This window comes from Streptococcus sp. AS20, from assembly GCF_000524255.1.
Lineage (GTDB): Bacteria > Bacillota > Bacilli > Lactobacillales > Streptococcaceae > Streptococcus > Streptococcus constellatus.
Genome location: NZ_JANS01000009.1, coordinates 102,035 through 113,989 on the forward strand (window position 1 = coordinate 102,035; position 11,955 = coordinate 113,989).

Here is an 11,955-nt window from a genome sequence, read left to right on the forward strand (position 1 = left end):
GTTTCCTCCTGTTAAGATATTCGTTTAAATTGACTGATGAAAAATCCGTCACTTCCATATAATTCCGGTGTAATTAAGATACAACCGTCTTTTAGAATATCCTGTCTATTATGTTCTAGTTTTACCTGTTCAAAATTTGGATGAGCTGCCAAAAACTGCTCAACCACTTGAAAATTTTCTTGCGAAACAATCGTACAGGTACTGTAAGTTATTATACCACCTTTTCGCAAGCTTTGACAAACACTATCCAATATCTCTAGCTGAATTTTTTGCAACGAGATAAAATCTGCATTTTTTTTATTGTATTTAATATCTGGCTTCCGCCGGATCAGACCAATTCCTGAACATGGTGCATCGACTAAAATTTTATCAAAGGCATCCACTCCAAAAGTCTCAAAAACCCTTCTGGCATCCAGTTTTTTGGTAATGACCCTATCTGCTAAACCTAAACGTTGTGCATTTTCTTCTATTAAAGTCAGCTTATGATCATAGAGATCTAATGCCGTAACCTGCCCTGTCGTTAAGTAAGAAGCAATGTGCATGGTTTTGCCCCCCGGTGCACTGCATGCATCTAACACTTTCTCGTCACCTTGTAAATCAAGTGTTGGCGCAACCAATTGGCTAGACTCGTCTTGAATGGTTATTACTCCTTCTTCAAACAAGGCATGCCCTGCAAAATGACCATGATTTTTCACCAACGCACTCGGAGCTAATAGTGAATCTTCTGCCTGCAACAATTGTTTTAATTCTTCTTTGCGACTTAAGTCCGCCACTCGAACGCTAGCTTTATTCCGAAGAAATAAGCTCTCAAAAATGGCTAAAGCTCGTTTTTCACCATACTCTTCGATAATGACTTTCACTAACCAAACCGGCAGAGAATACTGAATAGAGTACCGTTTATTTTTACGCTTAATACTGGCTATATCTGCCACACCATCCCGCAATAGTCTTCGCAACACTGCATTGACGAACTTTTCGCTTCCCTTTTTTCGTGCCTTTGACAGTTCTACCGCTTCATTAACAACTGCATGCGTCGGAATTTTATCAAGATACTGTAATTGATACAAGCTCATCAACAAGAGAATATAAAGCCAAGAATCCAGCTTTTCACGGTCTTCAACAACATGAGACAAATACCATTCTAAGGTCATTTTGCGCGCAACTGTTCCGTATACAATTTCTGTTACAAGCCTTTTATCAACAGAACTTAACGACGCCTCTAGCAAGGCTTGATTCAAGGCAATATTTGAATAAGCTCCTTCTGAAAAGACCTTTTCTAAAACAGCAAAAGCTGTTTGACGCGCTGTCTTTTTCTTATCGACCAAAGAAATCACCTACCGATAATTGTCGCCCCAAACCGTTCAGAAAATCAACGACAGCCATTTTAGGCTTTCCTGCTGGCTGTACGACTTTAAGAGAGATTGCACCCTCACCAGCTGCTATAATCAATTCTTTTTTTCCAATAACAAGAATTTCTCCAGCTTGTCCTGAGCCCTCTACTGGAGTAGCTTCGTAAATTTTAAAACGTTCTCCATTTAAAAGCGTATGTGCCACTGGCCAAGGATTCATTCCTCGAATTTGGTTAAAAATTTGGTGATTTGTCTTAGTCCAGTCAATGCGCTCTTCTTCTGGTGAGATATTTGGCGAAAAAGTAACTTGATTTTTGTCTTGCGGAACTGGTTTTAAATCCCCAGCTATATAACTAGGCAAGCTCTCAAGCAGTAAATCACGCCCTACAAGTGCTAGCTTGTCAAACATCGTACCAACGTTATCTGTTTCCTTGATAGGAATCGCTCGACGCGCAATCATATCACCCGCATCCATCTCTTTGACCATTTCCATGATGGTCACACCAGCTTCTTTATCACCATTGATAATGGCGTAGTGAATGGGTGCCCCTCCACGATATTTAGGCAACAACGATGCATGCACATTGACAGCAAAACTGACCGAATCCAGTAGTCGACTCGGCAAAAATTGACCGAAAGCTGCTGTGACAATCCCGTCTGCACTAAGCGCCATTATTTTCTCCAGTTCCTCACTTCGAGACAACTTTTCTGGCTGATAAATGGCTAAATGATGGTCTACAGCCACCTGCTTGACTGGTGTCATACGGATTTCTTTTTTGCGTCCTACTGCACGATCTGGCTGGGTTACAACTGCCAAAATTTCGTACTGCTTGCTTTCCAATAATCCTTTGAGCACTGTTGCAGAAAAATCCGGCGTTCCCATAAAAATAATTTTTGTCATGGTTTCCTCATATTCTTTTTACTATTATATCAGAAGAAGTCACGCTTTTCCTCAAAAAAAGCTAAAAATATCCCTACATAAAGCTTTGTGGCTCATGATCTATGCTCAAACGTAAATCTTTATTGTCCTTTTGTTGCGTCCAATCCAAAATCTGATTTAAAACATCTGGCAAATGATCTTCAAAACGGTATTTAATCATCAACTGATAATGATAAAGATTATGCGTGCGAGCAATCGGCTTGGGAGTTGGACCTAATATCTGAACTTTATCTGACAAACCAGAACGTAGTATATTCAGCACTTCGTATGACTTTTGAATCACCGCTTCTTCTATTTTATGAGACAAGGTAATACCCACCGTAAAATAATAAGGTGGATAAGCCAACTGCCTTCTAACACGCATTTCATAAGCATAAAAGCCTTCATAATCCTGATTTTTCGCAAATGCAATCGCATAATGATTCGGATTGTAACTTTGAATAATCACCTGACCTGCTTTTTCAGCTCGTCCTGCACGCCCGGAAACCTGAGTCAAAAGTTGAAAAGTTCGCTCAGATGAGCGGAAATCAGGTAAATTCAGAGCCGTGTCTGCATTGAGCACTCCTACGAGAGTGACATTTGGAAAATCTAGTCCTTTTGCAATCATTTGGGTTCCCAGTAAAATATTTGCTTCTCCTCCCCCAAACTCTTTGAGAATTTGTTCGTGACTGCCCTTTTTCCGAGTAGTATCAACATCCATTCTCAAAATTCGAGCTTGCGGAAAGGCTTCTACTAATTCATCATAGGCTTTTTGGGTTCCTGTCCCATAGTAACGAATACTCCGACTGGAACAATTCGGGCAACTATGAGGAATACCTTTTGAAAATCCACAATAGTGACAATTCATACTTTTGGTATCCATGTGCAAGGTCAGTGAAATGTCACAATTTGGACAAGTGTCAACCGTCCCACATTCTCTACACATGACAAAACTAGAATAGCCCCGTCGGTTCAGCATCAAAACAACTTGCTCTTTTTTTTCTAACCGGTCTTTAATTGCTTCTAAAAGAACCGGAGTAAAATCACTAGCTTCGTTTTGCCCAATATAATCACGAAAATCCACAATTTCTACTTTAGGAATCTGAGCATGCGGATTTGCTCGCTTGGTCAGTTGCAAAAAATGATAAACACCTTTGCTAGCCCGCGCTCTGCTTTCTAAACTCGGCGTCGCCGACCCTAATACCAGAACGGCTTGATTGTACTTTGCACGTAGCAAGGCAACATCTCGTGCATGATAGCGCGGATTAGAGTCTTGTTTGTAGCTCGCCTCATGTTCCTCATCAATGATAATAGCGCCAATGTTTTTTAATGGAGCAAAAATAGCAGAACGAGCACCAACAACAACTTGTGCTTCTCCTCGCTCAACCTTGCGCCATTCATCATATTTCTCACCATTAGAAAGTCCCGAATGAAGAATAGCAACTTTTTTACCAAACCGAGAAATAAAGCGATTAGTAACTTGCGGTGTCAAAGAGATTTCAGGAACTAACATAATAGCTGTTTTACCACGGCTGAGTGCTTCTTGAATAACCTGCAAATACACTTCCGTTTTGCCACTCCCTGTTACTCCTTCTAGTAGAAATGGCTTGCCGTCATGCCCGATCTGCTGCGTGATAGCTTGAACCGCAGCTTCCTGCTCTTCATTTAACACCAATGCAGAAGTCGCTGAAATATTTTCAAAATAAGCCTCAGAACGACTCACCTCTTTTTCAACGATTTGCAAAGCTGCTTGCTCTATAAAATAGTGAATAATTTCCCGTGAAAATGTTTCTTTCAAATCTGCTAAACGGTGCATTCCAGTCTGAACTTGCAAAATGTCTCGCAAGGCTTGCTTTTTTTTCGCCCGATTAGGAATGACCAATTGACCTAAAATCTCGTGATTAACCTGATACCATTTTTCTGTTTTGATATGTTTTTGGTCTATCGCTTGGTATTCTACCTGAATCGCTCCTTGCCGTGCCAAACGCATGACCTTAGCTTGCAGTTCTTTATCAAGTGATGAGAAATGCTGCTGATCTACATTGCCAAAAATGAGCAGTCGATCTTCTTCATTCAAAGAGGGTTGAGCATGGAGAATTTTATCATAACTGGAGTTTAGAAACCTCGGCAACATAGCTTTTAAAATTGAAATTTTGTAAGAAAAAACAGATTTTCTCAATTCTTCTGCCAGCCACAGCTGCTCCTCATTTAAAACTGGCGTAAAGTCCAATACTTCCACGATTTCTTTCAATTCTGTCGTCGTTTCTTCTTCTAGCGCTACGACAATCCCTTGAATCAAGCGATTGGCTTTCCCAAAAGGCACATGCACACGCATGCCAATTTCTAGCATAGTAGAAAATTCTTTCGGCACCACATAACTATAAGGTTTATCTGTCTGCATTAGAGGAACATCCACAATGACTTTTGCAATCTGCACTTTCTCACCACCTCGCATTTCTCAGTAAAAGAAAAAATAAGATTGAGCTGACCCAACCTTAAATTTTTTCACCCTCTTCTTTTTCCTTGGCAATTTGTTCTTTAATTTTACGCTCTTCTTCTTCTTTACGAAGTCGCTCTTCTTCAAGGCGACGACGAACAGCTTCTCGCTTGCCTTCAGGATCTGGGTGAATCCCAACATTGCCAGATTCGATTTCTTCCAAAGCACGAAGTGTTGATTTGACAGACTTAAACTCTTGGGTTGGAGTAGCACCCTCTTCCAATTCATGAGCACGTTTTGCTTCAAGAATCACCAAGGAATATTTTGAAGGTACCTTATCAAGTAAGGTGTCAATTGAAGGTTTTAACATCATAATTCTTTACCTAATTTCTAAATTCTTATCTAACTGAAAGTTGTTCTGATAGCATATCTTGATAGTGACCGATAACACGCTCCACTCGAAAATGTTCAGCTTCAATCACACGTTTGACGCGCTCTGCTGCTAAGGGAACTTCATCATTGACAATCGCATAGTCATATTCGCGCATGAGAGCAATCTCTTCTCTTGCCTTAGCAATGCGTCTAGCAATTACCTCAGCACTATCTGTTCCGCGCCCCACCAAACGATCTTGTAATTCTGCCAAATCAGGTGGCGTCAAAAAGATAAAAACAGCATCTGGAACTTTTTTCTTCACTTGAAGTGCCCCTTGAACTTCAATCTCAAGGAAAACATCAATTCCTTTATCTAAGGTTTCATTCACATAATTCAAAGGAGTTCCATAGTAATTACCGACATACTCTGCATATTCCAACATCTGACCTTGTCGAATCAACTCCTCAAATTCTTCTCGCGTACGGAAAAAATAATCCACCCCGTCCACTTCACCGGGACGCTGAGCACGAGTTGTCATGGATACAGAGTATCGAAACTGATTGTCCGAGCTTTCAAAAATCTCACGTCGAACCGTTCCTTTTCCCACACCTGAGGGACCAGAAAAAACGATTAACAAGCCACGATCCGCCATCATATCTCCTTCATTATCTTTCTAACTAGTGTAACAAAAAAGCAGTATTTTTTCAACTGCTTTTTCTCATAGATATGTACCTGTTTTTGAAAATCAATACAGGCACATTTGCTTACAGAGAGTTATATATCATAGATGCGCAACTCATTTTAAGCAGTGTCTATTTTGCGTAATCCACAGCGCGCAGTTCACGAATAACGGTAACTTTGATATTACCTGGATATTCCAGATTGTTTTCAATCTTTTCACGCACATCATGAGCGAGAATCGTGACCTTATCATCCTTGATTTGACCAGGATTAACCATAATTCGGATTTCACGACCTGCTTGTAAGGCAAAACTATTTTTCACGCCTTCAAAGCTATTGGCAATTTCTTCCAAATCTTGGAGACGTTTGATATAGCTTTCCAGAGATTCACTGCGTGCGCCTGGTCGAGCTGCACTGAGAGCGTCTGCTGCAGCTACGATAACAGCAATGACACTTTCTGCCTCTACATCACCATGGTGACTGGCAATCGTGTTAACCACAATTGGATGTTCCTTATACTTACGAGCCAATTCTGTTCCAATTTCCACGTGGCTACCTTCCACTTCACGGTCAATAGCTTTTCCAATGTCGTGAAGGAAACCAGCACGGCGAGCTAAGGCAGCATTTTCACCAAGTTCACTTGCAATGACACCAGATAATTTCGCGACTTCAACAGAATGGCGCAGTACATTTTGACCGTAGGATGTACGGAACTGCAAGCGTCCCATAATCTTCATTAAATCGGGATGCAAATTTGGTGCACCGATTTCATAAGCCGCTGCTTCACCATACTCACGAATCTTATGATCAATTTCCAGACGATTCTTCTCTACCAATTCTTCAATACGAGCTGGATGGATGCGACCATCTTTCAATAGTCCTTCCATTGTCATACGAGCAATCTCACGACGAATTGGATCGAATCCAGATAAGGTCACCACTTCTGGCGTATCATCAATAATGACATCAATACCCGTCAAACTTTCAAAGGTCCGAATATTCCGACCTTCACGTCCAATAATCCGCCCCTTCATCGTATCATCTGGCAGATGAACAGTTGAATTGGTTTGCTCAGCAACGTAGTCACCTGCAATTCGTTGCATGGCTTGGACTAAAATATCCTTCGCTATTTTATCAGAACGTTCTTTGACATCTTGCTCTGCTTCACGAATCCGTGTTGCAATTTCCTTCGATAACTTATCTTCAGTCTGAGTGAGAATAATATCTCGGGCTTCTGTTTGTGAGAGTGCGGCAACACGTTCTAATTCTGCTTCTTTGTTTTGCTCCAACTCTGTCAGTTTGTTTTCACGCGCCTCAAGGTTTTTTGTTCTGTCAGAAATACTTTGTTCTTTCTGATCGAGTGTTCTTTCTTTGTTGGTCAAATTGTCATCTTTACGATCAAGACTTGTCGCACGTTCTGTCAAACGACTTTCAAGTTGCTTCAATTCTTGACGATCAGATTTAAATTCTGCCTCAACTTCTTCTCGATATTTTCTGGCTTCTTCTTTTGCCTCTAACAGTGCTTCTTTTTTAAGGGATTTACTTTCGCGCTTGACTTCTTTTAATAACAAATCCGCTTCACGCTCAGCTTGTCCACGTAAATTAGTTGCTTCTTGTTCAGCATTTAAAAGAGTAAGTTCCGCAGCTTCTTTCGCTGATTTCATGCGAGCTGAGATACTTACATACCCAATGACTAAACCAATGACGACGGCAAAAACACCTGCAAAAATCATTTCCATGTTTTTACCTCAAATTATTGATATTGAATTGTAAAATTCTTAATTATTTTATCATAAAAATCCATTTTTCACAAACTAAATTATTATCGAAAGTGAACATTTTCACATATTATTTTATTCTCCCTTCTCTCAGCCAAGGTTTCTTAAAAAAATAAATTTTTCTTTATTAAGGTAAAATATGCTATAATTTAGTAAAAGCAAAAGGAGTTCTATTTTATGGTCAAAGAAGTCATTGTTGAAAGTTTTGAGTTAGACCACACGATTGTCAAAGCCCCTTATGTACGTTTGATTGGCGAAGAAATCGGTCCAAAAGGTGACGTTATCTCGAATTTTGATATTCGTCTGGTTCAACCTAACGAGGATTCTATCCCAACCGCTGGACTACACACAATTGAGCATCTCCTAGCAAAGCTCATCCGCACTCGGATTGACGGTATGATTGACTGCTCACCTTTTGGCTGTCGTACTGGCTTTCACATGATTATGTGGGGACGACATAGTACAACCGAAATTGCCAAAGTCATAAAAGCCTCTTTAGAGGAAATTGCTGGAGAAACCACCTGGACTGATGTTCCCGGAACAAGCATTGAATCCTGTGGAAATTACAAAGACCACAGTCTCTTTTCTGCCAAAGAATGGTGCAAGTTAATTTTAGCTCAAGGGATCTCTGACGATCCTTTTGAGCGGCATCTTGTATAAAATAAAAAAACGGACAGGAAATACAAATTCTCCTGCTCGTTTTCTTTTTTATTGACGAATCAAATAATCAAATGCTCCCAAAGCTGCCGTCGCTCCTGAACCCATTGAAATAATGATTTGTTTATAAGCGCTATCTGTACAATCACCTGCTGCAAAAATTCCTGGCACATTTGTTGCACCATGTTTGTCAACAATGATTTCACCACGCTCATTTAAAGCCACTGAGCTATTCTTAAGCCAGTCTGTATTTGGCAAAAGACCGATTTGAACAAAGACACCACTGAGCTCAATTTTATGTTCTTCATTATTCGCACGATCGAGATAAGTAATAGCTTCAACTTGATCGGAACCATGAATTTCTTTTGTTGCTACATTGGTTAGAACCGTCACGTTTTCAAGTTGATGCACGCGGTCTTGCAACACTTGATCAGCTTTCAAAGTTGGTAGAAATTCTAGTACATAAACATGCTCTGCCAGACCAGCTAAGTCAATTGCTGCTTCAATTCCAGAATTACCTCCACCGATAACAGCCACTTTTTTACCTGTGAAAATAGGACCGTCACAATGTGGACAATTAGTTACACCTTTGGTTCGGAATTCTTCTTCACCAGGAACATTGACATTTCGCCAGCGAGCACCAACAGAAAGAACTGCCGTTTTCGCTTTCAGAACAGCTCCATTTTCAAGTTCCACTTCAATCAAATCCTTTTTCTCGATGTTTTTAACACGTTGGTTCTTCATGATATCAATTGGATATTTTTTGGCATGTTCTTCTACTTGCGCCATCAGCTTAGGTCCTTCTGTATAAGGAGTACCAATCATATTTTCAATACCAACGGTCTCCATCACCTGTCCACCAAAAGTTTCAACGACCATACCAGTACGAATGCCTTTACGAGCGGCATAAATCGCTGCACTGCTCCCTGCAGGTCCGCCTCCAACAACCAACACATCAAATGGTTCTTTATTGTCAAATTCCTCACTTGAAGCAGGTCCAGAAATCTTATCAAGCAGTTGCTCAACTGTCATACGACCATTCGCAAATTCTTCACCATTTAGGAAAACCGTTGGAACAGCCATGATCTTTTTATCTTCAACTTCTTGTCTAAACATGCCTCCTTCAACCATTGTGTGGCTGATATTAGGATTCAAAATAGCCATCACATTGAGAGCTTGCACAACGTCTGGACAATTATGACAGGTTAAGCTGACATAAGTTTCAAAATGAAGCGGGAATTGGATAGCCTGAATTCGGTTTATAACAGCATCTTCTACTTTAGGTGCGCGACCAGAGACTTGTAGCAAAGCAAGCACAAAAGATGTAAATTCATGTCCCAAGGGAAGTCCTGCAAACTGCACACGCCCTGCTTGACCAATTTGTGTAACAGTAAAACTTGGTTGGCGATTAGTTTCTGTATTTTCCAGTGATAAACGTGGAGACATCGCTACGATTTCCTCTAAAAAAGCTCGTACCTGCTCAGAACGCTCATCTTGACCTAAAGAAGCCTGAAACACAACATCAGATTCTAGAAGCTCCAAATACTGCTTAAGTTGCGCTTTAATTGTTTCATCTAAAGCCATAAGAAGCCTCCTTAAATTTTACCAACTAAATCAAGACTTGGTGTAAGTGTTTCAATTCCTTCTTTCCATTTAGCTGGGCAAACTTCACCTGGATGACTCCGAACATATTGTGCAGCATGGATTTTGTCAATCAAGACAGAAGCATCACGCCCAACACCGTCTGCATTGATTTCAAGTGCTTGTACAACTCCATCTGGGTCAATGATAAAAGTACCACGTTGAGACAATCCACTTTCATCTAACACATCAAAACCAAGTGAAATGGTATGAGATGGATCGCCAATCATAATGTATTCAAGTTTTCCGATGGCATCTGAATGATCATGCCAAGCTTTGTGTGTAAAATGGGTATCTGTTGAAACAGAATATACTTCTACACCTAACTTTTTAAGAGCTGCATACTGCTCTTGCAAATCTTCCAACTCAGTCGGGCAAACAAATGAAAAATCAGCAGGATAGAAGCAAACAACGCTCCAATGACCTTTTAAATCTTCGCTAGAAACTGTGATAAACTTCCCATTTCCAGCATGATAAGCATCTGCTGTAAACTCGACAATTTCTTTACCAATAAGTGACATAAGGATTACCTCCAAAAATAGTTTAATTATAAAATAAAAACCTTATACGTTTTATTATAGCGTATAAGGTTTTTAGAGTCTAATAATTTGCTTGAAATCGTTTCCTAATAATCCAAAGCATCTGCATAACCCGCGCCATTTCCTACAAAATAGCCAGTTTTACAGTTGATACTAAAGAGATACGTGCCGTCTGTTCTAAATAGATTGTAATAACCATTTCCGTTGATAATATTCACACGTTCAAGAATATAATTATCTCCCGTGAAATAACCACGTTCCCGTGAGGTTGCTAAGATTTTCTCTAATACACCAGGATTGAAATTCCAAGAAGGATTACTAGAATCATTGATTTTTGCTTGATCGTACGGGACTCGACTTAAATGTCGCTGTAAAGTTGGACCAGAAGCTGGTGTGGCTGGAGTAGCTGCTGGTGCCTCAGTTTTCGGCGTTTGGGTTTGTGCCGGACTTTGAGACGGTGTAGTGGCGGTCTCAGATTTAGGAGCAGAAATCGCTGATTGCTGGCTCTTTCCTAGACTGATAGCAGCTTTCAAGACTTTATCCAAATCTGTATTTCCTGTTGTGATATCTGTAAATTTAGCATCATTTTTAATCTTTGCCTTAGTATCTAAAACGCCGTCTGTGATTGCCACTGAGGTAAACTGTGCATTCACAGTTTTTACAGCTTCAACTTGTTTGAGCAAGCTGTCGTATTTTCCCTTAGCAACATTGTATTCCTTTGTATTCTTTAACTTTTCTAATGCTGCTTTCAATTTATCTACATTGCCAAAACTACTATTTTTCAAAGCTAATTTATTTGCATCCGTAAAGAATGAATCATAAAGACTGTTGAAAGCCTTCAAATCCTTATTTTCAGAGCTAGAAGTAGTAGAAGATTTACTTGTTTGGCTCGTTGAATTTGTAACTGGTTTTGCTTGCTTTCTATTCAAAGACAGATAAACAGTCCCACCGATTAAAGCCAGTAAAGCTACACTTGCTGCAGAATACAGGACTTTCTTATTTTTATAAAATGGAACGTTCCCTGTTTCCATTTCTTCATCAGATACTGTAAAAGTTGAAAAACTTTCCATTGTCTCAGTTGAGCTCACAGGAATGTTATCCATTTCAGGCTGAATTGCTTCCGTTACTTTCGTCTCAGCCTCTGATTCCTCCGAAATCTGTGTGCTGTTTTTTTCCAAAGTTTCCTGCGGCTCTGCTTCGCTGGCTGCAAGTGCAGCGACCGTTTCATCAAAGGCAGACTCCTCAGACGCTACATCCGCAGCTTCTAAGACTTCTTCCTCTTGAACGCCCTCGTGCATCTCTCGGATAAATTCTGCCAAATCTAACTGACTCAGTTGTTCCTGTCCCTCTACTTCAGACGCTGTCTCTGTAGATTGAGCCGAAAATTTTCCAGCTTCAATTTCTTGACGGTGTTGTTTAATGTATTTATCCAGCACATTATCCTCTTCCGTCACCCCTGCTTCAAGCTCTTCGCTTTTTCGAGCAGCCTGACCAATTGTCATTTCTTTAGCTGTTTCAAAATCAAGAATTGATTCTTCTTGTTCTGACAAATATTTTTCGTCTTTACTCACGGCAAATCCT

Annotated in this window: 10 protein-coding genes; 1 reads left to right on the plus strand and 9 read right to left on the minus strand. The window is 40.2% G+C overall.

The window, feature by feature from the left end:
• Positions 1-11: 11 nt before the first annotated feature.
• From rsmB to HMPREF1514_RS05045, 6 genes are all read right to left on the minus strand, one after another.
• Entirely contained in the window at positions 12-1,325 is a 1,314-nt protein-coding gene (gene rsmB, locus HMPREF1514_RS05020; RefSeq protein WP_003070239.1) for a 16S rRNA (cytosine(967)-C(5))-methyltransferase RsmB, read from the minus strand.
• A complete protein-coding gene (gene fmt / locus HMPREF1514_RS05025) occupies positions 1,315-2,250 on the minus strand; it encodes a methionyl-tRNA formyltransferase (protein ID WP_037597727.1) in 936 nt (311 codons plus the stop codon). Before fmt ends, rsmB begins: the two co-directional genes overlap by 11 nt.
• Before the next feature lie 73 nt (positions 2,251-2,323).
• Entirely contained in the window at positions 2,324-4,705 is a 2,382-nt protein-coding gene (locus HMPREF1514_RS05030) for a primosomal protein N' (RefSeq protein ID WP_037597860.1), read from the minus strand.
• A gap of 58 nt (positions 4,706-4,763) precedes the next feature.
• Positions 4,764-5,078: a DNA-directed RNA polymerase subunit omega gene (gene rpoZ / locus HMPREF1514_RS05035; protein WP_003070247.1), complete on the minus strand. Its 315-nt coding sequence runs from the start codon at positions 5,076-5,078 to the stop codon at positions 4,764-4,766.
• Positions 5,079-5,103: 25 nt separating this feature from the next.
• A complete protein-coding gene (gmk, locus tag HMPREF1514_RS05040; protein WP_003070249.1) occupies positions 5,104-5,730 on the minus strand; it encodes a guanylate kinase in 627 nt (208 codons plus the stop codon).
• Between the two features lie 160 nt (positions 5,731-5,890).
• Complete coding sequence (locus HMPREF1514_RS05045) at positions 5,891-7,498, minus strand: ribonuclease Y (RefSeq protein WP_037597728.1); 1,608 nt, start codon at positions 7,496-7,498, stop codon at positions 5,891-5,893.
• A gap of 216 nt (positions 7,499-7,714) precedes the next feature.
• Here HMPREF1514_RS05045 and HMPREF1514_RS05050 point away from each other — a divergent pair, with 216 nt between their 5' ends.
• Positions 7,715-8,197, plus strand: a complete 483-nt coding sequence (locus tag HMPREF1514_RS05050) for an S-ribosylhomocysteine lyase (protein ID WP_003070253.1) — start codon at positions 7,715-7,717, stop codon at positions 8,195-8,197.
• Between the two features lie 48 nt (positions 8,198-8,245).
• On the opposite strand, the gene ahpF is transcribed toward HMPREF1514_RS05050, so the two are convergent.
• From ahpF to HMPREF1514_RS05065, 3 genes are all read right to left on the minus strand, one after another.
• Positions 8,246-9,778 (minus strand): alkyl hydroperoxide reductase subunit F, encoded by a 1,533-nt coding sequence (gene ahpF, locus HMPREF1514_RS05055; RefSeq protein ID WP_037597729.1) that lies wholly within the window; start codon positions 9,776-9,778, stop codon positions 8,246-8,248.
• Positions 9,779-9,789: 11 nt separating this feature from the next.
• Positions 9,790-10,356 carry an alkyl hydroperoxide reductase subunit C gene (gene ahpC / locus HMPREF1514_RS05060; RefSeq protein WP_037597732.1) on the minus strand — a complete coding sequence of 189 codons (567 nt, stop codon included), beginning with the start codon at positions 10,354-10,356 and terminating at the stop codon, positions 9,790-9,792.
• 104 nt (positions 10,357-10,460) lie between these two features.
• On the minus strand, positions 10,461-11,945 hold the full coding sequence (locus HMPREF1514_RS05065; RefSeq protein ID WP_037597734.1) for a cell division site-positioning protein MapZ family protein: 1,485 nt from the start codon (positions 11,943-11,945) through the stop codon (positions 10,461-10,463).
• Between the last annotated feature and the right edge of the window lie 10 nt (positions 11,946-11,955).